Below are 22,626 nucleotides of genomic sequence, written 5' to 3' on the forward strand. Positions count from 1 at the left end.
TGTTTTAGTAATGTAAATAAATTCAATTGATTATAATATAGAAAATCCAATTGGGCTATCGATTTTACTTACATTTTCTTGAATTCACCTTACATTTTTGTCACTTGACTTAAAAGAGGGGGAGGGTGCTATATGAAGCGTTCACTGTATTTCTTAGTTTTTATATTGTTATGCCTGGTGAGTACTGGGTGTGCAAAAGATAAAGAAGGAGAGAATTTAGAATATAACGGGAGAGCACTCGTCATTGGAGTTGTTGGTGAAAAGCCGAAAGATACATTTAGAAATATAAAGTTTGAAAAAGTGACGTTAGAAGAACTGAAAAAGGAATCTGGAGCAGTAGATGGTTTTCTAATAATGAAAGAGCACTTTCAAGAAGCTTCGAAAGAGCAGTATAAAGATGTATTTTCATCGCTAAAGAAACCAGTGTTTTTTATTGGTTTACAAGATAAATCATATTCAACTTTTATTACAAAAGGGATAGAGTATAACAGTGCACGAAAAGATGTAAATGCTATGTACGTGCAAGGTTTTGCAAATATTGGAAGTGGTGAAGGGCAACAATGGGGAGTAGGTTTATCGAATGGTGGAAATACAGAAGAAAGTATTCATAATATGTATATAGTAGTATTTCAAACCATTTCGGACTATTTAAGTCGATGATGAAGGAGCCTGTAAAAGGGCTTCTTATTTTTTAAATAAAGTGAAACTTTAATCAGTGGGGGTTTTGTCCAGCCCCCCACTGATTATTAGCCCGCACCAATCGGGCTCTTACGGGCAGTTATCTCCCACCTAACTTCCTCCCATTTGCCGAAATTCGAGGTGGGAGTCTTACTGCCCGCAAATAGCGGGATAAACGTTTGTTTAAGATATATGTTCGGTATAGAAAATCATGTATTCCAAAGGTGATATAGAAAAACATGAAATTAATCAAACGTTTGTTTAAGAGGTATGTTCGGTATGGAAGAATTCATGTATTCCAAAGGTTGTGGTAGAAAAACATGAAATTAATCAAACGTTTGTTTAAGGTATATGTTCGGTATAAAAGAATCTACGTATTCCGAAGGGTGAGGTAGAAAAATATGAAATTAATCAAACGTTTGTTTAAGATATATGTTCGGCGTGGGATGAGAAAAAATTATATATTTAATTTTTCTTAATAAATGGCGGAAAAATAAGAAAAATTAGCAGGATTATTAAAAATTATCACGAAATAAGTAAAAGTTTAGCGAATAATCGTTTGAAATAATAAAATGTTTTCTATATGATAAAGGTAAAGGTTAGTAAAAAAGTAGGTGAATTTATGACAGTAACATTTTATTCATATCCAAAATGTGGCACATGTCAAAAAGCAAAGAAATGGTTTGAGGCAAACGATGTAGCATATGAGATGATTCATATTGTTGAAAATCCACCGTCAAAAGAAGATTTACGTAATTTACATGAGAAAAGTGAATTACCATTAAAAAAATTCTTTAATACAAGTGGAATGCGTTACCGCGAACTTGGTTTAAAAGATAAGTTAAAGGATGCAAGCGAAGACGAAATGTACGAGCTTTTAGCATCTGATGGCATGTTAATTAAACGTCCAATTGTAACAGATGGAACGAGTGTAACACTTGGTTTTAACGAAGAGCAGTTTGAAAGTGTGTGGAAAAAGTACCAATAAGGTATTTTTACATAATTAATACATTCACTGGAGGTACAGTCATGAGCATTCCAAATAATTTACGTTACTCTGAAGAACACGAATGGGTAAAAACAGAAGGTAATGCGGTTGTTATCGGTATTACTCATTTTGCGCAAGGTGAGTTAGGCGATATCGTATTCGTTGAACTTCCTGAAGTAGGTGCAACAATCCAAGCTGACGAGCCATTCGGAAGCGTAGAATCTGTTAAAACAGTTTCTGAATTATACGCACCTGTAAGTGGTAAAGTTGTAGCAGTAAACGAAGAATTAAGTGACCAACCAGAACTAGTTAACGAATCTCCATACGAGGGTGCATGGATGGTTAAAGTTGAACTTTCTGATGCAAGCCAAGTTGAGAAGTTATTAACTGCAGAAAAATATGCAGAAATGACAAACCAAGACTAATTATAGTCGAAGAAAAAGGACAGCCTTTGTGCTGTCCTTTTTTATGTTGTGTACATAATGAATTTAAAAACATATATATTAATTATTATGTAGGAGAACGTTTTTGAAAAACTTTTTTCATGGAGGCTTCATGCTGAGCGAGCGGCTTGCGCTTTTCGTTGTCTAGCTCCAGCGGCTAGAACAGTCGGTCATTGCACTCCTTCACTTGAGGCAAAAAGCGCCTCTAGTTCAGGGGTGCGGGTGCCCTCCTGTTCTGAACGAGCCGCTTGCGCTTTTCTTTGTCCAGCTCCACCTCCTAGCCCTTCATGTCTAAGAACCTTCCGCACGAGAAGACAAAAAGCGTCTTCTGTACGAAAGAACCTTAGCCAACAGGGCTAAACAGTCGGTTCCGCTTTTCTTTTGCAAAAATAAACAGGAAACAACATGAAAATAACGAATATACTATATACTAAGTTAAAGGTTGTATAGTATATGGTGATCGGGTGATGACATATGATTTATGTGGAAAAAGTCATTATTGTAGAAGGTAAATCGGATAGAAGAAAGATTGAATCTATTATTCGTGAACCAGTGGAAATTGTTTGTACAAATGGTACAATTGGTTTGTCGAAAATGGATGAGCTCATTGATCAATTTTTTGATAAGGACGTATATGTGCTAGTGGATGCTGATGATGCAGGAGAAAAGTTAAGGAAACAATTCCGAAAAGAATTTCCGCAAGCAGAGCATATTTATATTGATCGCTCGTATCGCGAGGTGGCGACTGCACCTTCTTCACATTTAGCAAATGTATTATGGGGAGCAGACATTGACGTTTATACAGAATATTTACGGTAAGGAATGATAGAAGTGATTGATTGGACAGGTGCCGAAGCTACAGCCCTAATAGGAAATGAAGAAAAAACAGTGTTATATGTGTATACACCAATGTGTGGAACATGCCAATTGGCAAAGAAGATGTTAACGGTCGTTGAGATGACGATTGAAGATTTAAAAATTGGAATGTTAGATTTAAATTATGCCCCACATTTAGCGAAAGAGTATGGGATAGAAAGTGTACCGTGTTTACTTATTTTTGAAAATGGGACACTGATGAAGAAAATATATGCATTTCATTCGGTTGAATATTTATATACGGAATTAAAGTAGGCGGCAAAGTTTTTGCCGCCTCGACATATTTCTTGGGAAATATGTCGACATGCATGATAGATACAGTATTTGTCGAGCGAAAATAACAGGATTGCCCTTTAATAAGAGGGAATGGTATGTAATAGAAAGTGATATGAGGGATGTGGTTTAGGATGAAATTATATTCTTTGCTTCAATCATTTGTAAATTACGCTAATGGTCAATATCATTTAGAACCGCTTTTAAGGCAAGGAGAAAGAACTGTTAATTTTCGTTTTGGAGATGAATGCTGTTCGTTACAAATTTCAAGAGATTATATAGAACTTTTGAAAGAGGCGAGAGGAACGGAACAAATCGTTTGTTTAGAGGAAGAGGATGTACAAAAATTAGTGACTGGAAATATGAGGTTGCAAAAGTTAATGAGTGATGGACGGGTACAATATTCTGGAACGTATCGAACGATGTTATTAGTTGAATCGATGTTTCATATATGTAAACCGATGTCAGTCGGAGCTTAAAATTCTGAAGTTTCTTTTTTTACGAAAATTTCTGTTGACAGAGCGTGTGGATATTGATACAATTCAATTCATAAAATATAGACAATTTCATAAATTTTAAATCAGACGAAAATTTAATCTGATTTCTCTTATTAAGAGAGGTGGAGGGACTGTGCCCTGTGAAGCCCGGCAACCGTCAACTTATGTTGAAATGGTGCCAATTCCTGCAAAGCAAATGCTTTGAGAGATGAGAGAGAGGGATAATGTTGTTATATACGCATATAAACCTTTCTGCTTCTCTAGAAGCGGAAAGGTTTTTTGTTGTTTGAATGCGGAGGACATTCAAATAATAAGAGGAGCTATAACGATGGACTACACGCATGAAAAATAAAAAAATGCGGAGTCTATCCAAAGTTTTATGAAATCCAGCTCCAGCGGCTAGAACAGTCGGTCGTTTCATCCCTTCCTATGAGGCAAAAAGCGCCTCTACGTCTGGGATTCCAACGCCCTCTTGTTCTAAACGAGCCGCTTACGCTTTTTAAACAAAAAAGGGGTGAACATCATGATTTTATTAGAAAATGTAAAGAAAATATATAAGGCAAAAAGCGGTGATGTCACTGCTGTAGATAACGCCAACTTACAAATAGAGAAAGGCGAAATATTTGGTGTTATCGGATATAGTGGCGCTGGGAAAAGTTCGTTAATCAGATTGTTTAATCAGTTAGAGAAACCAACTTCTGGCCAAATTACAATTGCGAATCGTGTGATTTCAGCGATTACTGGAAATGAACTTCGTAAGGCAAGACAAGAAATCGGAATGATTTTTCAGCATTTCAACTTACTTTGGTCACGAACTGTGCGTGAAAATATCGCATTCCCACTTGAAATTGCAGGTGTCGATAAGGCGGAGAGAAGAAAACGTGTCGATGAGTTAATTCATCTTGTTGGATTAGAAGGAAGAGGAGACGCGTACCCATCTCAGCTAAGTGGTGGACAAAAGCAGCGCGTCGGGATTGCAAGAGCGTTAGCAAATAATCCACAAGTACTTTTATGTGATGAAGCAACGTCAGCTCTTGATCCGGAAACGACAGATCAAATTTTAGATTTATTGTTAGATATTAATAAGCGTCTCGGCTTAACAATTGTATTGATTACGCATGAGATGCACGTTATTCGCAAAATTTGTAATCGAGTTGCTGTAATGGAGAAAGGGAAGATCGTAGAAACGGGTCCAGTACTTGACGTATTCCGTAATCCACAGCAAGACATTACAAAACGATTTGTACAGCAGTTAACAGATTCTGAAGATACAAATGAAACGATTGAAAGTTTAATAGAAAAGTATCCAGATGGAAAAGTAATTCGTTTGCAGTTTGTCGGTGAAGCGGTAGAAAGACCGGTACTTCAAAGGTTAATGCAGCGCGGTGATATAGAAGTTAGCATTTTGCAAGGAAATATCGCGCAAACGAATAACGGATCTTACGGGAGTTTAGTCGTTCATTTAAATGGTGAAGAAACAGCGATCCAGCAAGCAATAGAAGGGATTCATCAAGATCAAGTAGAGCTGGAGGTGATTGCACATGGATAAGTTAATCGCAAATATTGATTGGAATCAAATGTTAGAAGCAACTGGTGAAACGTTATATATGACGGCAATCGCAGCACTTGCCACATTTGTTTTAGGACTTATTTTAGGACTATTACTCTTTATGACAGCGAAAGATAATTTATGGGAAAATAAAGCGATTAATACGGTGATTGGAGCGTTCGTAAACATTTTCCGTTCTATACCGTTCATCATTTTAATTATTTTATTAATCCCGTTCACAAAGATTCTTCTTGGAACAATACTCGGAGCGAGTGCAGCGCTGCCAGCTTTAATTATTGGAGCGGCACCATTTTACGCGAGAATGGTTGAAATCGCGCTTCGTGAGATTGATAAAGGTGTAATTGAAGCTTCAAAAGCGATGGGAGCAAAAACAAGCACAATTATTTTGAAGGTGTTAATTCCAGAATCGTTACCAGCGTTAGTATCTGGTATTACGGTTACGACTATTGCTTTAGTAGGCTATACAGCAATGGCAGGTGTTGTTGGTGCTGGTGGTCTTGGAACACTTGCTTACTTAGAGGGATTCCAGCGTGGAAATAACGATGTAACAATCGTTGCGACAATTTGTGTATTACTCGTTGTATTTTTAATTCAGTGGATTGGTGATAGTTTAACGACTCGAATAGATAAAAGATAATGAAAACAGGGGGATATTTCAAATGAAAAAATTATTACTTACAGCACTTATTTCAACTTCAATTTTTGGGTTAGCTGCTTGTGGCGGGAAAGATAAAGATGAAAAGAAACTTGTTGTTGGTGCTTCTAACGTACCGCACGCTGAAATTTTAGAAAAGGCAAAACCGTTACTTGAGAAAAAAGGAATTGAGTTAGAAATTAAAAAATTCCAAGACTACGTGTTACCGAATAAATCGTTAGCAGATAAAGAATTAGATGCAAACTACTTCCAGCACATTCCGTATTTAGAAAAAGAGATTAAAGATAAGAAATATGATTTTGAAATAGCAGGAAAAGTTCATTTAGAACCGATTGGTGTGTATTCTCAAAAATATAAGAGCTTAAAAGAACTTCCAAACGGGGCGACAATTATTATGAGTAATTCTGTTACTGATCATGGTCGTGGTTTAGCAATTTTACAAAAAGAAGGCATTTTAAAAATTAAAGACGGAGTAGAGCCAGTTAAAGCAACTCCAAAAGATATTGCGGATAATCCGAAAAACTTAAAGTTCAAAACGGATATCGAGCCTGGTTTATTGCCACAAGTGTATAACAATAAAGAAGGCGATGCGGTTCTAATTAATTCTAACTATGCAATTGATGCGAAATTAAACCCAGAAAAAGACGCGATTGCAATTGAAGGAAATGATTCTCCATACGCAAACGTAGTAGCTGTTCGTAAAGGCGATAAAGATAAAAAAGAGATTAAAGCTCTTATAGAAGTACTGCATTCTAAAGAAATTGAAGACTTTATTACTAAAGAATATAAAGGGGCAGTTGTTCCTGTAAAAGAATAATTGCGGAAAAAGGGCTGGTGTATGCCGGTCCTTTTTTTACTACATAACTATAGGGGAGAAGGGGACATCATATGAAAAAGATTCTATTGTCAGTTGTTACAGCACTGTCTGTATTTACATTAGCTGCTTGCGGGGGGAAAGATGAGAATAAGCTTGTCGTTGGCGCTTCTAATATACCCCACGCTGTTATTTTAGAAAAGGCACAGCCAATATTAGAGAAAAAGGGCATTAAGTTAGAGATAAAAAAATTCCAGGATTATGTTTTACCAAATAAGGCATTAGCTGATAAAGAAATCGATGCAAATTATTTTCAACATATCCCTTATTTAGATAAAGAGATTCAAGAAAAAGGATACAAAATTGTAAATGCAGGAAAAATTCATTTAGAGCCAATGGGCATTTATTCTAAGAAATATAAAAGCTTAAAAGAACTTCCAGATGGCGGAACAGTTATTATGAGTAATAACGTAGCGGAGCGTGGCCGTATGCTCGCATTGTTACAAAAAGGCGGCGCTATTAAATTAAAAGACGGTGTAGATGTTGTTAAAGCAACAGTAAAAGATGTTGTAGAAAATCCGAAAAATTTAAAGTTTAAAACAGATGTAGAACCTGGACTTTCACCGAAGCTGTACGAAAACAATGAAGGTGATGCTTTATTTATTAATTCAAACTACGCAATTGATGCGAAATTAAATCCAACAAAGGATGCAATTGCAATTGAAGGATCAGACTCTCCTTATGCAAATATTATCGCAGTTCGTAAAGGTGACGAGAAGAAAAAAGAAATTAAAGAGTTAGTAGATGTATTGCATTCAAAAGAAATTCAAGACTTTATCAATAAAGAATATAAAGGTGCTGTACTTCCAGTAAATGAATAAGTGCAGGAAAGGATTGGGAAATTCCCAGTCCTTTTTTCTTTATATATATAAGAAGAAAAGTGTATCATATAAGGATGCAAGGGAAATACTTATATACATTTGTGAAAAAATTGTTACTTTTTTTCGTCGTTTGCGATATCATTTTATTTGCTATAAGATTAGAATGAGAATAAAATGAGAATATGAACGTTTTAGGAATTTTTAAAATGTATATAGAGGATTAATGGAGGTATTGAGATGGCTGGTTCTACATTAACGGTTAAAGACTTACACGTATCAATCGACGGTAAAGAAATTTTAAAAGGTGTAAACCTTGAAGTAAAAGGTGGAGAAATCCACGCAATTATGGGACCTAACGGAACAGGTAAATCAACTTTATCTTCTGCGATTATGGGTCACCCAAAGTATGAAGTAACAGAAGGTAGCATCATCATCGACGGTGAAGATGTATTAGAAATGGAAGTAGACGAGCGCGCACTAGCAGGTCTATTCTTAGCAATGCAATATCCAAGTGAAATTAGCGGAGTAACAAACGCTGACTTCTTACGTTCTGCAATTAATGCACGTCGTGAAGAAGGCGAAGAAATTTCTCTTATGAAATTTATCCGTACATTAGATAAAAACATGGAATTCCTAGAAATGGATCCAGAAATGGCACAACGTTACTTAAACGAAGGTTTCTCTGGCGGTGAGAAAAAACGTAATGAGATTCTTCAATTAATGATGATCGAGCCAAAAATTGCAATCTTAGATGAAATCGACTCAGGTCTTGATATCGATGCATTAAAAGTTGTATCTAAAGGTATTAACCAAATGCGCGGCGAAGAGTTCGGCTGCCTAATGATTACGCATTACCAACGTTTATTAAACTACATCACTCCAGACTTCGTTCACGTTATGATGAACGGTCGTATCGTTAAATCTGGTGGCCCTGAGCTTGCTCAACGTCTAGAAGCTGAAGGCTACGACTGGATTAAAAAAGAATTAGGTATTGAAGACGAAACAGCAGAGCAAGAAGCGTAAGAGAGGAGCATAAACATGACAATCGGTACATTACCTTTCGATCAAGAAACAATCCGTCAGCGCGCAAGCGAAGTAAACGAAGCTGCTTGGTTGACTGAGTTCCGCTTACAAGCTCTTGCACAAGCAACTGAACTTCCAATGCCAACGCCTGATAAAACGAAAATTGAAAAATGGGACTTTATCGGAAAAGGCGACGCTGCTAAGCAAGAGCCTGTAAGTTCTTTAACAGAGCTTCCAGAAGCAGTGAAAAACTTAATCGATGAAAATAACAGCGTATTAGTACAACGTACTGGTACAACTGCTTTCGTTTCTTTAGCAGACGAAGCGAAAGAAAAAGGTGTTATTTTTACAGACATCGTAACAGCTGCAACAGAGCATGCTGAACTAGTACAAAAGTACTTAATGAAAGACGGCGTGAAAGTAGACGAGCATCGTCTAACTGCACTTCATGCTGCATTAATCAACGGCGGTGCATTCGTATATGTTCCGAAAAACGTTGTTCTTGAAACTCCACTTCAAGCTGTATTCTTAGTAGACGGCGAAGAAGCTAACGTATATAACCATGTATTATTCGTAGCTGATGCGAACAGTACTGCAACATATGTAGAAAACTACGTTGCAAATGAAAATGCTAAAGGTATTGCAAATATCGTAGCAGAAGTAATCGTGGAACAAGGCGCACAAGTGAAATTCGGTGCGGTTGATCTATTAGCAAAAGACGTAACAACTTACGTTAACCGCCGCGGCATTGTTGGACGCGACGGCCGTATTGATTGGGCTCTAGGCCTTATGAATGACGGAAATACAATCTCAGAGAACGTTACGAACTTAATGGGCGACGGATCATTTGCTGATACAAAAACAGTAACAATTGGCCGTGGTAACCAAACACAAAACTTTACAACTAAAGTTGTTCACTTCGGTAAACACTCTGAAGGTTGGATTTTAAAACACGGAGTACAAAAAGATAGTGCAACATCTATCTTTAATGGAATTGGTAAGATTGAACATGGTGCATCTAAATCAAATGCACAACAATCTTCTCGCGTTCTTATGTTAGATGAGAAAGCTCGCGGTGATGCAAACCCAATTCTTTTAATCGATGAAGATGATGTAATGGCAGGTCACGCAGCTTCAGTAGGCCGCGTAGATCCATACCAATTATACTACTTGATGAGCCGTGGGATTCCAAAACGCGAAGCAGAACGTTTAGTCATCCATGGATTCTTAGCACCTGTAGTAAATGAGCTTCCAATTGAAGGAGTAAAGGCACAGCTTGTTGAGGTAATTGAAAGGAAAGTTCGCTAATGAATATTCATGAAATACGCAAACAGTTTCCAATTCTTGATCAAAAAGTGAACGGCAAACAACTTGTTTATTTCGATAGTGCAGCAACTTCTCAAAAACCAATTCAAGTCATTGAAACGTTAGAACGTTATTATAAAGAATATAATTCTAACGTGCATCGCGGTGTTCATACGCTCGGTACGAAAGCTACCGACGCGTATGAAGGTGCACGTGAGAAAGTTCGCAAGTTTATTAATGCGAAATCAATGGAAGAGATTATTTTCACGCGCGGAACGACAACTGCATTAAATACAGTAGCAGCTAGCTATGGTCTTGATAATGTAAAAGAAGGCGATGAAATCGTCATCTCTTACATGGAGCACCATAGTAACATCATTCCGTGGCAACAAGTTGCGAAGAAAACTGGTGCAACTTTAAAATACCTTCCGCTTCAACTAGACGGTACAATTTCTTTAGAAGATGTTCGTCAAACAGTTACACCGAATACAAAAATCGTTTCTATCATGCACGTTTCTAACGTACTTGGAACGATTAACCCTGTAAAAGAAATCGGAGCAATCGCACATGAAAACGGTGCAATCATGATCGTTGATGGAGCACAAAGTGCACCTCATATGAAAGTGGATGTACAAGATTTAAACTGTGATTTCTACGCATTATCTGCTCATAAGATGTGCGGACCAACAGGTGTCGGCGTATTATATGGTAAGAAAGAATTGCTAAACAATATGGAACCAATTGAATTTGGTGGTGAAATGATTGATTTCGTAGACTTACAAGAGTCTACTTGGAAAGAGCTTCCGTGGAAGTTCGAAGCAGGTACACCGATTATCGGTAATGCAATCGGACTTGGTGCGGCAATTGATTTCCTAGAAGAAATCGGTCTTCATAATATTGAAAAGCATGAACATGAATTAGCGCAATACGCTTTAGAGAGACTATCAGAAGTAGATGGCGTTACAATTTATGGTCCAAAGCATCGCGCTGGTCTAGTTACATTTAATATTGAAGACGTACATCCTCACGATGTAGCAACTGTATTAGATGTAGAAGGCATTGCGGTTCGCGCAGGACATCACTGTGCACAACCACTTATGAAGTGGCTAAAAGCTTCTTCTACAGCACGTGCGAGCTTCTATTTATATAATACAAAAGAAGAAATTGATACATTTGTTGAATCGCTAATCAAGACAAAGGAGTATTTCACAAATGTCATTTAATAATTTAGATACGTTATATCGTCAAGTTATTATGGATCATTATAAAAATCCTCGTAACCATGGCGTGTTAGAAGATAGTGTTACCGTTAACTTGAACAATCCAACTTGTGGCGATCGTATTCAACTTACGATGAAAGTAGAAGAGGGTATTGTACAAGAAGCGAAGTTTGAAGGCGAAGGATGTTCAATTTCAATGTCTTCAGCTTCAATGATGACACAAGCAGTAAAAGGAAAGAAAATCGAAGAGGCTCTTAAGCTTTCTAAAATTTTCTCTGACATGATGCTAGGAAAAGAGTATGATGACAGCATTGATTTAGGAGATATTGAAGCATTACAAGGCGTATGCAAGTTCCCGGCACGTATTAAATGTGCAACATTAGCGTGGAAAGCGTTAGAAAAGGGCTTAAACGAAGATAAGTAATGTTAAAGGTTCCTAAAAACGAGGTTATATAAGGAGGGACACACCAACATGGCGAAGCAACTGCCAGATATCGGCGATTATAAATATGGTTTCAAGGATAAAGACGTTTCGATTTTCCGTGCTGGACGCGGTTTAACAAAAGAAATCGTTGAAGAGATTTCACGTATGAAAGAAGAACCACAGTGGATGTTAGACTTCCGTTTAAAATCACTGGATAAGTTCTATGAAATGCCAATGCCACAATGGGGCGGCGACTTAAACGACTTAGATTTCGATGAAATTACGTACTACGTAAAACCATCTGAGAAATCTGAGAAGTCTTGGGATGAAGTACCTGAGGAAATTAAAGCGACATTTGATAAATTAGGTATTCCTGAAGCTGAGCAAAAATATTTAGCTGGTGTATCTGCACAGTACGAATCTGAAGTTGTATACCACAACATGAAAGAAGACCTAGAAGATCTAGGAGTCGTCTTCAAAGATACAGATAGCGCATTAAAAGAGAACGAAGATATTTTCCGTGAGCATTTCGGAAAAGTAATCCCACCAACAGACAACAAATTCTCTGCATTAAACTCTGCAGTTTGGTCTGGTGGATCATTCATCTACGTTCCAAAAGGTATTAAAGTTGATACACCACTTCAAGCGTATTTCCGTATTAACTCTGAAAATATGGGACAATTCGAGCGTACGCTTATCATCGTAGACGAAGGCGCACACGTACACTACGTAGAAGGTTGTACAGCACCTGTTTACACTACTAACTCACTTCATAGTGCGGTAGTAGAAATCATCATTAAAAAAGATGCATATTGCCGTTATACAACAATCCAAAACTGGGCGAACAACGTATACAACCTAGTTACAAAACGTGCGGTTTGTGAAGAAAACGCAACGATGGAATGGATTGACGGTAACATCGGATCTAAATTAACGATGAAATACCCAGCAGTTATCTTAAAAGGCGAAGGCGCTCGTGGTTTAACATTATCTATCGCGATTGCTGGTAAAGGCCAACACCAAGATGCTGGTGCGAAAATGATTCACTTAGCACCAAACACGTCTTCAACAATCGTTTCTAAATCGATTGCGAAGCATGGTGGTAAAGTAACTTACCGTGGTATCGTACAATTCGGACCAAAAGCGAAAAACTCTCGCTCTAACATCGAGTGTGACACGTTAATCATGGATAACCAATCTACATCTGATACAATTCCTTACAACGAAATCAAAAACGATTACGTTTCACTTGAGCACGAAGCGAAAGTATCTAAAGTATCAGAAGAACAATTATTCTACCTAATGAGCCGCGGTATTTCTGAGCAAGAAGCTACAGAAATGATCGTAATGGGCTTCATCGAGCCATTCACTCGCGAACTTCCAATGGAATACGCAGTTGAAATGAACCGCCTAATCAAGTTTGAGATGGAAGGTTCTATTGGTTAAATAGAAATGCGGAGCCGACTGTCCAGACCCGTTGGCTAAGGTTCTTTCGTACAGAAGATGCTTTTTATCTTCTGGTGCGGAAGGTTCTTAGACATGAGGGTCTAGGAGGCGAAGCTGGACAATATATGAAAGTGGAAGCGGCTCGTTCAGAATGTGAGGGGGATGGAGCTTCTGACGTAGAGGCGCTTTTTGCCTCATAGGAAGAAGTGAAGCCACCGAACATTCTAGCCGCTGGAACTGGATAATATATGTATGAAGAAAGCGCCCTGCATAGCAGGGCGCTTTTTTATGTTGTATATTCGGGTTCGGCTGTAAGATACCCGTGTGGGTGTTCGGTAAAATATATCAGCGATTATTCAAATATATCGACCACAACTCGGAATATATCGGCGATTATTTCAATATATCAGCGGTTCGACAAGGAATATCGATTTGTCGACAAAATAAGACAAAAGAAATCCCAAACATACCCCCGCAACATTTTATACGAAAAGAGAACGACCAGAGGTAAGACAAAGATACTGACAAATCCGCCGCATTGCTCGCTAAACCTCTCGAAAAATTCCCGCCCAAAACTAATCAACACACTAGAAAAAGTAATATAAAGTTTTCCATATTAAAAGGGCAATCTTTGGCTTTTTCTTATAATGCGAGTACAATGTAGAATAGCAAGAAAAGACGAAAAGTATTTACAGGATTATTGCGTACGTATAGCGTAAATGGCAGTAAGGAACTGAGAGGAGGTTTTTTCTCTGAATATAAATAAAGAAATAATCATCCACCTTTATCATACAAACGATATACATAGTCATTTTGAAAATTGGCCGCAAATTTCTCGGTTTGTACGAGGGGAGAAAAAGCGAAGACAGGAAGCGGGAGAGACTGTTTTAACTGTGGATATTGGCGATCATGTGGATCGTTTTCATAGTATTTCGGAAGCGACAAATGGACTTGGGAATACAAAATTATTAAATGAGGCGTTATATGATTATGTAACGATCGGAAATAATGAAGGAATTACGTTAGCGAAAGAGCATTTGAATCGTCTATATGATGATGCTGGGTTTGAGGTGCTTGTAGCGAATTTATTTGAAAAAGAAGGTGTACGTCCGGCGTGGGCGCAGCCTTATAAATTACATACAACGACAGATGGGATTACGATTGCCTTTATTGGATTAACGGTAGCTTATCCAGAGTTTTATCATATGTTAGACTGGCATATTGAAGATCCAATCATCCATTTAGAGTCTATTTTAGAAGAAGTTAAGGATACAGCTCATATTACTGTTGTGCTTTCTCATCTTGGAAAAAGTATGGATGAGTATATGGCGGAGCATTATGATATAGATGTTATTTTAGGGGCACATACGCATCATTTATTTGAGCGCGGTGTTCTTGTGGATAATACTTTGCTTTGCTGTTGTGAAAAGTGGGGACATTACGTTGGTCATGTTCAGCTTACTGTGGATAAAGAGACGAAGAGACTGTTGAAAAAAGACGGTAGAGCGATTAAGACAGAACGGTTAGGTGCTTATAGCGAGCCGTTATCCACAATTGAAATGCTAAAGGAAGAAAGTAAGCAGATAATGGCTGAGCCTGTCGTTCATTTAAAAGAATCATTGCCGGTTGATTGGTTTAAGGAGACGACGTTTTCTCATATGTTGGCAAGTGCACTTAAAGAGTGGTGTAATGCGGATGTTGGGATGGTGAATGCTGGTGTACTTCTTGAGGGATTAAATGAAGGTGTTGTGACGCGCGGAGATATTCATCGGATTTGTCCACATCCCATTAATCCATGTCTATTAAAAGTACCAGGGAAAACGTTAAGAGAAGTTATTTTGAAAGCGCGCCGCCCGAATATGGAGAATCTTGAGGTGAAAGGATTCGGATTTCGTGGAAAAGTAATGGGGAAAATGATTTACGATGGTTTGGAAGTGATTCCAGATACGATTCCAGGGAATAAAATTTTACTAGAAGATGTATTGATTAACGGCGAATCGCTGGAATTAGACCGGATATATACGGTAGGAACGATTGATATGTTTACATTCGGATACTTATACCCAGAGCTATCCACACTTTCTGACAAACAATATTATATGCCGGAATTGCTTAGAGATGTACTAACAGACATGTTGATAACTTATACATCTTCAGTCAAACTATAGGCTAGTTAACTTGTAACACTCATTTTTCTCTTGTCATAAAGATAAGAAAGAGAGGAGTGTGAACTATGGTTAATGTAGAGCCAATTATAATTGATAACTATACGTTCATTGCTGTTAGCGTAAAACTTCCAAAGACAAATTTGCTAGCTGTAATGAGCGATAAAGGATATATTATGTGCGGTGCTTTAGATGTAGGTCTTCTAAATGAGAAGTTAGGTGATCGAGGAATTATTGCTGGCCGTGCGGTTGGTGTAAGAACGATTGAACAACTTCTTGAAGCACCGCTGGAATCAGTAACGACTGGAGCAGAAGCTTTAGGTATTCCGGTAGGCACAATCGGAAAAGATGCACTATTAAAAATGAGATAAGCATATATCGTCCCTCTTTCTTGCATAGAAATAATATAAGAAGGAGGGTTTTCTTATGGGCATATTTCGTTCGAAAAATTCGCGGTTTCGAAGGGGACCGATTTCCTTTCGGTATATACTGCTTATTTCATTTATTATTTTTATCGTAATGGTAGTTCAAGGTTTATGGATTGTAAATAAAAGTATTCAGCCAACGTTAATTAAGTATGGGGAAACAGAGACTCATAAAATGGCAACAGCAGTTATGACGAAAGCGGTAAAAGACCGAATTAATGAAGGGTTTGATGTAGATTCATTAATGAAAGTGCAAACGGATAGGAACGGGAAAGTATCTACAATTGATTTAAATACAAAACAAGTAAATGAAATATTAACATCGACTACTGCATACATAGAAAAATATTTACAACAAGTAGAAAAAGGGGATACGAAAGCACTTGGTATTTTTGAAGAGAATGGGGTATCTATGTCAGTTCCTTTTGGGCGCATAACTGATAATGCGCTTCTTGGTAATATAGGACCAGATATTCCGATTAATTTTACGCCAATTGGTCATGTGAATACGGATATTAAACAATTAGTTGAGCCGCAAGGAATTAATAATACGGCGATCAAAATTATTATGGAAGTGGAAGTGACGTTACAAGTTATGATTCCGTTACGCACGAAAGAAATTAAGGTGAAGCAAAACATTCCGATTGCGACGCGCATCGTTCAAGGTGAAGTGCCTACTTATTACGGAAGTGGCGGAGTTACTGTACCAGATAAAAAGAAAACGGATAATTAGTCAGTAGTGTTCTATTGATTTATATTTATAAAAATAACCGTAGCAATTTGCTACGGTTATCGTTTTGTATTTGCTCGTTCTTTTCGTTCCCAAAGGCTTAAATGCATGTATGGATCGAAAGCCCATTCTGTATAGCCATTGTCTTTATACATGCCGAAATGTAAGTGGGGCGGGAATTTTCCAGCTGTACCAGGAGGACCGTAGCCGGTACTACCGACAAATCCGATTACTTTTCCTGGTTCGACAATTTGTCCGAGCTGTATTTCTTTAGAGAACCCGCCTAAATGAGCGTAATAGTGGTAATTATTATGAAGGTCACGAATACCAATGCGCCATCCACCAAGACGATTCCATCCTTTTGTTTCAATAACGCCATAGCAAGTTGATCGTACTGGTACGCCATATCCAGCAAAAATATCGGTTCCTTCATGAATCCTCCTGCCGCCAAAGCTTCTACCAGCACCGAAAGTACTACGATAGCTATGGTCACTGCGAATCGGGAGAGGGAAAGCATTACCTTCTAAATTAATGCGTCCATAATGTTTATAAATTCGGGCGTATTCTGTAATTAATTCAACTGTTTTTGCACGTCTATAATATTCCCAAAGCATAATGTTAATACGGTCTTCCGACGTTCCTTGTTTCTTTAAAATAGTTGCTGCTGTATGCAGAAGATCACGGTCGTTATTTGCATTTGCAAATCCATCTTTGTCACCATCTAAACCCATTCCGCCAAATAGAGAAATTGTATGGGGGAGAGTATCATTACTATTAACAGGTCCAGCCCATATTTCAGGTTTGAAATAAAGGGAAATGATGGCATCTGGTTTTTTCGGAATATCTTTTCTTACGCTCCGTATGTTTCTTTCGTATTGATCCATTGCGGCTAAGTAATACCACGGAATACCGGAAGATTGCTCAGTTTCTTTATATAGTGCCATGCGCTTTTCATATATGCTTTGCTGATTATCTTCACCGTAAGCGATGTTTTGGTGGAGAAGAAAGCAAATCGAAAGCAAAAGAGAAATTTTTCGAAGCATGAAATAGACTCCTTTCACAACATCACTCTTTTTAGTGTGGGATATACGGAGTATTTCATTATAGGGAACGATTGGAAAAAATCTTAGAATCTTCATTTGAGCAAATCGCTTTCATACGTTAGAATAGATATGTTACATTGAAAGAAGCGAACACGGTAAACTATTTCATATTGTGCGGAGTTGATAACCATGACAAAACAAACAGAGTATAAGCGCAAGCCCGAATGGTTGAAAATTAAGTTAAACACGAATGAAAACTATACAGGCTTAAAGAAAATGATGCGTTCTAAGAATCTTCATACAGTTTGTGAAGAGGCGAAATGTCCGAATATTCATGAATGCTGGGCTGTAAGGAAAACAGCAACATTTATGATCTTAGGTGCGGTTTGTACACGTGCTTGTCGTTTTTGTGCGGTTAAAACAGGCTTACCAACTGAGCTTGATTTACAAGAACCAGAACGCGTAGCAGATTCTGTAGTACAAATGGGCTTAAAGCACGTTGTTATAACAGCGGTTGCACGTGATGATTTAAAGGACGGCGGAGCAGCTGTTTTTGCTGAAACAGTACGCGCTGTACGTCGTGAGAATCCATTCACGTCTATCGAAGTATTACCATCTGATATGGGTGGGGTAGAAGAAAACTTAAAAATGTTAATGGATGCAAAACCAGATATTTTGAACCATAACATTGAAACAGTACGTCGATTATCTAACCGAGTTCGCGCTAGAGCAAAATATGACCGTTCATTAGAGTTTTTACGTCGAGCAAAAGAAATGCAGCCTGATATTCCAACTAAATCGAGCATTATGCTGGGCTTAGGTGAAACGAGAGAAGATTTAATTGAAGCAATGGATGACTTACGTGCAAACAATGTGGATATTTTAACTCTTGGACAATACCTACAACCATCTAAGAAGCATTTACCAGTTATTAAATATTACCCACCAGCAGAATTTGCAGAGCTTAAAGAAATTGCACTTAGCAAAGGATTTAGCCACTGTGAAGCTGGCCCACTTGTACGTTCTTCTTATCATGCGGACGAGCAAGTACGTTCTGCAAAAGAAAAAGTAGCAGAAGCGAAATAATGAAAAAAGAGAGCTAATCATTAGCTCTCTTTTTTCTTATACTCTAAAACTTTATTTTGACATGTGGATAAAATCTTTTTTAATTCCTCTGTGGATAATTCAATTGTAAATTCAGGTACACCAGGTGTAATTAAAATTTTATCGTAAGTATAAATTGAACTGTCCACAATAATCGTTACATCTTGTGAATAACCGAAAGGAGCTACACATCCTGGCGTGCAACCAGTCTCTTCTCTTAGCTCATTAGGAGAACAGAGAGATAAGCTCTCTCCTGTTATTTCCTTCATCTCTCCTCGGTTGAGGCGAGTGCCTTCTAACGTAAAGAATACGTAATGCTCCCCGGATTTTGATTTTAAAAATAAGCTTTTACTTGGAGTGCCTTGCAAACCAAGTCTTTCACGAACGATACGATCTGTTTCATAGTCAAGTACTGGTTCGTGTTCAAATTTTTCATAAGAAGCATTTGTTTTATGTAGTAAAGAAAGTACGTCTTCGTACATATTGAATGATACCCCTCTCTATTGTTAATACAGTCTCTTCTCGTGGCGTCAACTGAGTGTTTTGGAAAGGGATACTATTTGGACGATGCTTCCCATAATCGTTTTATGAAACTTTGTTCATCGATTGTAATTTCGTAAACATCAGGATTCGTTAAAGTTCTCCATTCACTAAAGCCGATCGTACGATCAAAGTGCTTTAAAATGAGCGTAAGTAAGTTTCCATGTGTAACGAGTAGTGTTATAGTATGGTTTAACTTTAAAACGTCTTGGATAAGCGATATAGCACGGTCCGTTGCTTGTTTTGTTGACTCTCCGCCTGAAAAGGCAATATCTATGTTTGTAAAAGTAGATTCTAGTTTTTGCATCCAATCATCCATCGGAACGTTGCTTAATATACGTTCAGCTAATCGTTCATCCTCTTCGATAGATAGGTTAGCTTTGAGCGCATAGGGCCGAATGGAATCGATAGCTCGGACAAATGGGCTCGAAATAATATGATCTATTTGTAGCTGATTTTCTAAGAGGAATGCAGCAAGGGTGTTAGCTTGATCTTTTCCGGCAAACGTTAATTCGGCATCACGTTTTTGTCCAGTTGCGGAACAATGTCGTATTACAATAATTTTCTTCATAATTCATCCCCATCTTTCAAGTTGACGCTATATACTTCGACAAATGTGGAAATAATTCCTTTTTATTGGAAACGGAATAGTGATCTAAGTATGTGGAAAAGTAATGTGGATAATGAAAATTTGAGGTGCAATTATGAAAAAAATGATATGCATTGTATTCAGTATTTGTTTTCTCGCGCAATTGTCCACAACATATGCACAATCAAATCAAAAATTAGACTATCCAAGCAATCGAAATAAATCGTTTGTGAATGAAAATCTATTTTATGAACAGTTAGATAAGAAGGTCTATAAGGAATACAAAAATGCTTCGTATAGTGTTCGAAAGAAAATTTTATGGAAAGAAGTACAAGATGCAGAATTTACCTTCCGACAAAAAACAGCTGTCGGCTGTCGTAGTAGAGTGGTGATTCAGGATTCGTTTGTTCATCCAGATCGCCAAGTTTATTTTTTTGGTTCCTTTTCTCAAGATGAAGTAGATGAGTTTCATAAGTACATCGTTATAGATGCAGAAACAAAGAGGGAGCTGCGAGGGGGGAAAAGTTATCATCACTACGAAAATCCATATAAAAAATAACCCACCAACTGGTGGGTTATTTTTTACTCTGGCACACTTACTAATTTCTCTTTCATTTTACGAATAAGAATGAAACCACCAATCGCGAAGAGAAGAGTAATTCCTTCTGCTACAAAGATGTTAATCATTTTTGTTTGGTAAAGTGCTGCGAAAAAGTCTACAAGTGCGTGGAATAGTATAGCGTATACGAGGAAGATGTATTTCTTTTGTTTTACCGCGTATACGACAAGCATTGTGAAGGCAATTTGCAGAACGAGTGCCATAATTCTTTCTAAGCTACCAAGTAAGTATAAGTAGGCAGGTTGCTGAATTAACATGTCCTGTAAACGACTGAGCTCAGGCATTTTTTCAACCATTTGAGCGAAACTTCCGTTGTTAATGGAATTAGCAAAGATTAATGCTTGTAGGGCAGAGAATCCGCCAACTAAAATGGATTCAATCCCGCCATGACCAATTCCATAAGCGAAGCCATCTTTATATTCTAGATATTTTTTTAGTAGGAAGAAGAAGGCAACGAAGCGTCCTAATTCTTCAAAAATACCAGCAGTTAGTCCGCCATAAATTGCAAAGACATACGGATTTTCTAAAAATGGAGCGATTGCTGGATTACCACGCATAAATAGGTGGAACGGTGTTTCGAGAATTTGGGTAAATCCAATAAAGATAAGAACACCAACGCCGACCAATTTCCAATTAATATTATATTTTTTACGGAAATAAACGAGTACAATAATTGGGACCAGAACCGAAACAACGAGTTGAAATATGATGCTGGCAATTACAGTATTTGAAACCATACTTTCACCGCTTTCTAATATATGTACATATCTATTATGCATGAAATATGGGAGAGATGAAACTTTTAGAGATAAATGAATTTACTTATTGACTCTAACGTTGCGTCATACTTTATCGTATGTATTAAGGGGGAGATACGCATGACAATGAGGGTAAAAGAAGTAGCTAATTTAGTTGGGATTAGTGTGCGCACACTGCATCATTACGATGAAATTGGGTTGTTAACCCCAGATGAGACGACAGAGTCTGGATATCGTCTGTATTCCAATGGAAATTTAGAAACGTTGCAGCAAATTTTGTTTTTTAAAGAGCTAGGCTTCCCTTTGAAGAAGATTAAAGAAATTATCAAGAGTCCGTCATTTGACCACAAAGAAGCACTACAGCTTCATAAGAAAATGCTTCTTGAAAAGCGAGCTAGGTTGGATAAAGTGATAGCGACGATTGATAAAACAATTAAGCATACAAAAGGAGACATTGAGATGACAAATAAAGAGAAATTTGAAGGATTTGATTTTAGTCATAACCCGTACGAAGAAGAAGCACGTGAACGATGGGGAGATGAGGCTGTAGATAAAGCGAATAAAACAGCGAAGGGTATGTCTACAGAGAAACAGGAGGAGTTTAATACTATTTACAGAAATCTAGCGACACTTCGAAATGGAGCACCGGATTCTAAAGAGGCACAAGAAGCAATCGGGGTATGGTACGATTACTTGCAAAACTTCGGTGAATATTCATTAGAGGCATTTAAGGGACTAGGTCAAATGTATGTTGCTGATGAGCGCTTTACGAAAAATATTGATAAGTTTGGCGTGGGATTAGCGCAGTTTATGTGTGATGCGATGGAGGTTTATGCAAACCGTAAGAAATAGTAAAAAGGTGGAGGTTTTCTCCACCTTTTTATTTTTTTATCATATCATTTAAAGTTTGATCCCCCGTATTGTTCAAATGAGGATTATCGCTCATTTCACGTTTTAACATATCAAGACTTTGTTCATATTCTTTATCGTTTAAGCTACCAGATTGAAGACCTTGAATTTGAGAAATCAACTTTTGGTTTGTTGATACATATGCTTTATAATAGCGAGGGACGATGGACAAAGCAGTTTTATATACTTGATCTGTTACGAGTTTCGGATCCGTTGTGTTTGCACGGTATACAACGAACACTTCGTCGTCGGTAACGAGTGTAGCGGCATTGGTGACGTCAGGAAGTTTGACTGTCATGCTCGTAATCATTTCGGCGACTTTCTCACGGTTAATGGCTCCTACTTGTTTGTTAGATACTTCATGTTTTTGTTTAGATGAATAGCCCACCCTTGTGAGCCGTGTATTTGTATTTTCCGTATGATACATGTCGTTTTTGTTGGAAACAAGAACACGACTTCCTTCTTCACGCTCCATTTCGGCTTTATTAGTTGATTGGCAGCCTGCAAATAAGGAAAGAGTGAGAAGAGAGAGTATAATTTGTTTTTTCACGATGTAGCACCTCCTTCTCCATAGCATGCACTAATTTTCAATTTTTTGTATTTGAAATTGTTGGTTGTTATGCTTTGTGATACGATAAAAAGAAGAATTCT

Annotated in this window: 27 protein-coding genes and 1 riboswitch; of the genes, 22 read left to right on the forward strand and 5 right to left on the reverse strand. The window is 37.7% G+C overall.

From position 1 onward, the window contains the following. Positions 1-132: 132 nt before the first annotated feature. From ABH957_RS20905 to yunB, 19 genes are all read left to right on the forward strand, one after another. Positions 133-660 carry a hypothetical protein gene (locus ABH957_RS20905; protein ID WP_404491680.1) on the forward strand — a complete coding sequence of 176 codons (528 nt, stop codon included), beginning with the start codon at positions 133-135 and terminating at the stop codon, positions 658-660. A gap of 640 nt (positions 661-1,300) precedes the next feature. Next, positions 1,301-1,666, forward strand: a complete 366-nt coding sequence (locus ABH957_RS20910) for an arsenate reductase family protein (protein ID WP_002129756.1) — start codon at positions 1,301-1,303, stop codon at positions 1,664-1,666. A gap of 41 nt (positions 1,667-1,707) precedes the next feature. Then, positions 1,708-2,091, forward strand: coding sequence for a glycine cleavage system protein GcvH (gene gcvH, locus ABH957_RS20915; protein ID WP_000026895.1), 384 nt, complete (start codon positions 1,708-1,710; stop codon positions 2,089-2,091). 492 nt (positions 2,092-2,583) lie between these two features. Beyond that, positions 2,584-2,928: a toprim domain-containing protein gene (locus ABH957_RS20920; RefSeq protein ID WP_000640865.1), complete on the forward strand. Its 345-nt coding sequence runs from the start codon at positions 2,584-2,586 to the stop codon at positions 2,926-2,928. A 3-nt stretch (positions 2,929-2,931) separates the two neighbouring features. Then, entirely contained in the window at positions 2,932-3,240 is a 309-nt protein-coding gene (locus ABH957_RS20925; RefSeq protein WP_002015940.1) for a thioredoxin family protein, read from the forward strand. A 152-nt stretch (positions 3,241-3,392) separates the two neighbouring features. Then, positions 3,393-3,737, forward strand: a complete 345-nt coding sequence (locus ABH957_RS20930; RefSeq protein WP_002015939.1) for a hypothetical protein — start codon at positions 3,393-3,395, stop codon at positions 3,735-3,737. A 125-nt stretch (positions 3,738-3,862) separates the two neighbouring features. Further along, positions 3,863-3,970, forward strand: a riboswitch (SAM riboswitch). A gap of 308 nt (positions 3,971-4,278) precedes the next feature. Then, a complete protein-coding gene (locus ABH957_RS20935; RefSeq protein ID WP_061673671.1) occupies positions 4,279-5,304 on the forward strand; it encodes a methionine ABC transporter ATP-binding protein in 1,026 nt (341 codons plus the stop codon). Continuing rightward, a complete protein-coding gene (locus tag ABH957_RS20940; RefSeq protein WP_002129754.1) occupies positions 5,297-5,962 on the forward strand; it encodes a methionine ABC transporter permease in 666 nt (221 codons plus the stop codon). The genes ABH957_RS20935 and ABH957_RS20940 overlap by 8 nt, the downstream gene beginning before the upstream one ends. A gap of 22 nt (positions 5,963-5,984) precedes the next feature. Next, positions 5,985-6,797, forward strand: coding sequence for a methionine ABC transporter substrate-binding lipoprotein MetQ (metQ, locus tag ABH957_RS20945; protein WP_219301037.1), 813 nt, complete (start codon positions 5,985-5,987; stop codon positions 6,795-6,797). A 71-nt stretch (positions 6,798-6,868) separates the two neighbouring features. After that, a complete protein-coding gene (metQ, locus tag ABH957_RS20950) occupies positions 6,869-7,675 on the forward strand; it encodes a methionine ABC transporter substrate-binding lipoprotein MetQ (protein WP_003192184.1) in 807 nt (268 codons plus the stop codon). A gap of 237 nt (positions 7,676-7,912) precedes the next feature. Beyond that, positions 7,913-8,698: a Fe-S cluster assembly ATPase SufC gene (gene sufC, locus ABH957_RS20955; protein ID WP_002015933.1), complete on the forward strand. Its 786-nt coding sequence runs from the start codon at positions 7,913-7,915 to the stop codon at positions 8,696-8,698. A 15-nt stretch (positions 8,699-8,713) separates the two neighbouring features. Then, on the forward strand, positions 8,714-10,006 hold the full coding sequence (gene sufD / locus ABH957_RS20960) for a Fe-S cluster assembly protein SufD (RefSeq protein WP_002015931.1): 1,293 nt from the start codon (positions 8,714-8,716) through the stop codon (positions 10,004-10,006). Next, on the forward strand, positions 10,006-11,226 hold the full coding sequence (gene sufS / locus ABH957_RS20965; RefSeq protein WP_002015930.1) for a cysteine desulfurase SufS: 1,221 nt from the start codon (positions 10,006-10,008) through the stop codon (positions 11,224-11,226). The genes sufD and sufS overlap by 1 nt, the downstream gene beginning before the upstream one ends. Then, positions 11,216-11,647, forward strand: a complete 432-nt coding sequence (gene sufU, locus ABH957_RS20970; RefSeq protein ID WP_002089369.1) for a Fe-S cluster assembly sulfur transfer protein SufU — start codon at positions 11,216-11,218, stop codon at positions 11,645-11,647. Before sufS ends, sufU begins: the two co-directional genes overlap by 11 nt. Positions 11,648-11,695: 48 nt before the next feature. Then, positions 11,696-13,093 (forward strand): Fe-S cluster assembly protein SufB, encoded by a 1,398-nt coding sequence (gene sufB / locus ABH957_RS20975; protein WP_002015928.1) that lies wholly within the window; start codon positions 11,696-11,698, stop codon positions 13,091-13,093. 74 nt (positions 13,094-13,167) lie between these two features. Then, positions 13,168-13,293 carry a hypothetical protein gene (locus ABH957_RS20980; protein WP_404512149.1) on the forward strand — a complete coding sequence of 42 codons (126 nt, stop codon included), beginning with the start codon at positions 13,168-13,170 and terminating at the stop codon, positions 13,291-13,293. Between the two features lie 576 nt (positions 13,294-13,869). After that, the gene (locus ABH957_RS20985) at positions 13,870-15,261 is read left to right on the forward strand and encodes a bifunctional metallophosphatase/5'-nucleotidase (protein ID WP_137059533.1); all 1,392 of its coding nucleotides are present in this window, start codon (positions 13,870-13,872) and stop codon (positions 15,259-15,261) included. A gap of 65 nt (positions 15,262-15,326) precedes the next feature. Next, positions 15,327-15,629 (forward strand): YunC family protein, encoded by a 303-nt coding sequence (locus ABH957_RS20990; RefSeq protein ID WP_002015926.1) that lies wholly within the window; start codon positions 15,327-15,329, stop codon positions 15,627-15,629. 55 nt (positions 15,630-15,684) lie between these two features. Further along, positions 15,685-16,416 carry a sporulation protein YunB gene (yunB, locus tag ABH957_RS20995; RefSeq protein ID WP_219301041.1) on the forward strand — a complete coding sequence of 244 codons (732 nt, stop codon included), beginning with the start codon at positions 15,685-15,687 and terminating at the stop codon, positions 16,414-16,416. Between the two features lie 56 nt (positions 16,417-16,472). Here yunB and ABH957_RS21000 read toward each other — a convergent pair whose 3' ends face one another. Then, the gene (locus ABH957_RS21000) at positions 16,473-17,456 is read right to left on the reverse strand and encodes a M23 family metallopeptidase (RefSeq protein ID WP_002034579.1); all 984 of its coding nucleotides are present in this window, start codon (positions 17,454-17,456) and stop codon (positions 16,473-16,475) included. A gap of 189 nt (positions 17,457-17,645) precedes the next feature. Here ABH957_RS21000 and lipA point away from each other — a divergent pair, with 189 nt between their 5' ends. Beyond that, positions 17,646-18,542, forward strand: a complete 897-nt coding sequence (lipA, locus tag ABH957_RS21005) for a lipoyl synthase (protein WP_002015922.1) — start codon at positions 17,646-17,648, stop codon at positions 18,540-18,542. Positions 18,543-18,562: 20 nt separating this feature from the next. Here the strand turns inward: lipA and ABH957_RS21010 are convergent, their stop codons facing one another. Beyond that, positions 18,563-19,042, reverse strand: coding sequence for a YbaK/EbsC family protein (locus ABH957_RS21010; protein ID WP_002034581.1), 480 nt, complete (start codon positions 19,040-19,042; stop codon positions 18,563-18,565). Positions 19,043-19,116: 74 nt separating this feature from the next. Beyond that, positions 19,117-19,671: a histidine phosphatase family protein gene (locus ABH957_RS21015; RefSeq protein WP_404491681.1), complete on the reverse strand. Its 555-nt coding sequence runs from the start codon at positions 19,669-19,671 to the stop codon at positions 19,117-19,119. Between the two features lie 133 nt (positions 19,672-19,804). Here ABH957_RS21015 and ABH957_RS21020 point away from each other — a divergent pair, with 133 nt between their 5' ends. Then, complete coding sequence (locus ABH957_RS21020) at positions 19,805-20,248, forward strand: hypothetical protein (RefSeq protein ID WP_061690077.1); 444 nt, start codon at positions 19,805-19,807, stop codon at positions 20,246-20,248. A gap of 23 nt (positions 20,249-20,271) precedes the next feature. Here the strand turns inward: ABH957_RS21020 and ABH957_RS21025 are convergent, their stop codons facing one another. After that, positions 20,272-21,087: a YhfC family intramembrane metalloprotease gene (locus ABH957_RS21025; protein WP_404491682.1), complete on the reverse strand. Its 816-nt coding sequence runs from the start codon at positions 21,085-21,087 to the stop codon at positions 20,272-20,274. Positions 21,088-21,186: 99 nt separating this feature from the next. On the opposite strand from ABH957_RS21025, the gene ABH957_RS21030 reads away from it, so the two are divergent. After that, a complete protein-coding gene (locus ABH957_RS21030) occupies positions 21,187-21,918 on the forward strand; it encodes a MerR family transcriptional regulator (protein WP_404441906.1) in 732 nt (243 codons plus the stop codon). A gap of 28 nt (positions 21,919-21,946) precedes the next feature. Here ABH957_RS21030 and ABH957_RS21035 read toward each other — a convergent pair whose 3' ends face one another. Beyond that, entirely contained in the window at positions 21,947-22,525 is a 579-nt protein-coding gene (locus tag ABH957_RS21035; RefSeq protein ID WP_002015915.1) for a YhcN/YlaJ family sporulation lipoprotein, read from the reverse strand. Positions 22,526-22,626: the final 101 nt, after the last annotated feature.

It is taken from the genome of Bacillus sp. RC242 (genome assembly GCF_044908245.1).
Taxonomy (GTDB): Bacteria; Bacillota; Bacilli; order Bacillales; family Bacillaceae_G; genus Bacillus_A; species Bacillus_A mycoides.

Bases quoted from the DNA above. Each gene is read 5' to 3' on its own strand.
- ABH957_RS21015 (WP_404491681.1), bottom strand. From the start codon at position 19,671: ATGAAGAAAATTATTGTAATACGACATTGTTCCGCAACTGGACAAAAA.
- ABH957_RS20940 (WP_002129754.1), top strand. From the start codon at position 5,297: ATGGATAAGTTAATCGCAAATATTGATTGGAATCAAATGTTAGAAGCA.
- ABH957_RS21000 (WP_002034579.1), bottom strand. From the start codon at position 17,456: ATGCTTCGAAAAATTTCTCTTTTGCTTTCGATTTGCTTTCTTCTCCAC.
- yunB (WP_219301041.1), top strand. From the start codon at position 15,685: ATGGGCATATTTCGTTCGAAAAATTCGCGGTTTCGAAGGGGACCGATT.
- lipA (WP_002015922.1), top strand. From the start codon at position 17,646: ATGACAAAACAAACAGAGTATAAGCGCAAGCCCGAATGGTTGAAAATT.
- ABH957_RS20910 (WP_002129756.1), top strand. From the start codon at position 1,301: ATGACAGTAACATTTTATTCATATCCAAAATGTGGCACATGTCAAAAA.
- sufD (WP_002015931.1), top strand. From the start codon at position 8,714: ATGACAATCGGTACATTACCTTTCGATCAAGAAACAATCCGTCAGCGC.
- ABH957_RS21030 (WP_404441906.1), top strand. From the start codon at position 21,187: ATGACAATGAGGGTAAAAGAAGTAGCTAATTTAGTTGGGATTAGTGTG.
- sufC (WP_002015933.1), top strand. From the start codon at position 7,913: ATGGCTGGTTCTACATTAACGGTTAAAGACTTACACGTATCAATCGAC.
- ABH957_RS21010 (WP_002034581.1), bottom strand. From the start codon at position 19,042: ATGTACGAAGACGTACTTTCTTTACTACATAAAACAAATGCTTCTTAT.
- ABH957_RS20930 (WP_002015939.1), top strand. From the start codon at position 3,393: ATGAAATTATATTCTTTGCTTCAATCATTTGTAAATTACGCTAATGGT.
- ABH957_RS20935 (WP_061673671.1), top strand. From the start codon at position 4,279: ATGATTTTATTAGAAAATGTAAAGAAAATATATAAGGCAAAAAGCGGT.
- ABH957_RS20920 (WP_000640865.1), top strand. From the start codon at position 2,584: ATGATTTATGTGGAAAAAGTCATTATTGTAGAAGGTAAATCGGATAGA.
- metQ (WP_219301037.1), top strand. From the start codon at position 5,985: ATGAAAAAATTATTACTTACAGCACTTATTTCAACTTCAATTTTTGGG.
- ABH957_RS20925 (WP_002015940.1), top strand. From the start codon at position 2,932: ATGATAGAAGTGATTGATTGGACAGGTGCCGAAGCTACAGCCCTAATA.
- ABH957_RS20905 (WP_404491680.1), top strand. From the start codon at position 133: ATGAAGCGTTCACTGTATTTCTTAGTTTTTATATTGTTATGCCTGGTG.
- ABH957_RS21020 (WP_061690077.1), top strand. From the start codon at position 19,805: ATGAAAAAAATGATATGCATTGTATTCAGTATTTGTTTTCTCGCGCAA.
- metQ (WP_003192184.1), top strand. From the start codon at position 6,869: ATGAAAAAGATTCTATTGTCAGTTGTTACAGCACTGTCTGTATTTACA.
- ABH957_RS20990 (WP_002015926.1), top strand. From the start codon at position 15,327: ATGGTTAATGTAGAGCCAATTATAATTGATAACTATACGTTCATTGCT.
- sufU (WP_002089369.1), top strand. From the start codon at position 11,216: ATGTCATTTAATAATTTAGATACGTTATATCGTCAAGTTATTATGGAT.
- ABH957_RS21025 (WP_404491682.1), bottom strand. From the start codon at position 21,087: ATGCATAATAGATATGTACATATATTAGAAAGCGGTGAAAGTATGGTT.
- gcvH (WP_000026895.1), top strand. From the start codon at position 1,708: ATGAGCATTCCAAATAATTTACGTTACTCTGAAGAACACGAATGGGTA.
- sufB (WP_002015928.1), top strand. From the start codon at position 11,696: ATGGCGAAGCAACTGCCAGATATCGGCGATTATAAATATGGTTTCAAG.
- sufS (WP_002015930.1), top strand. From the start codon at position 10,006: ATGAATATTCATGAAATACGCAAACAGTTTCCAATTCTTGATCAAAAA.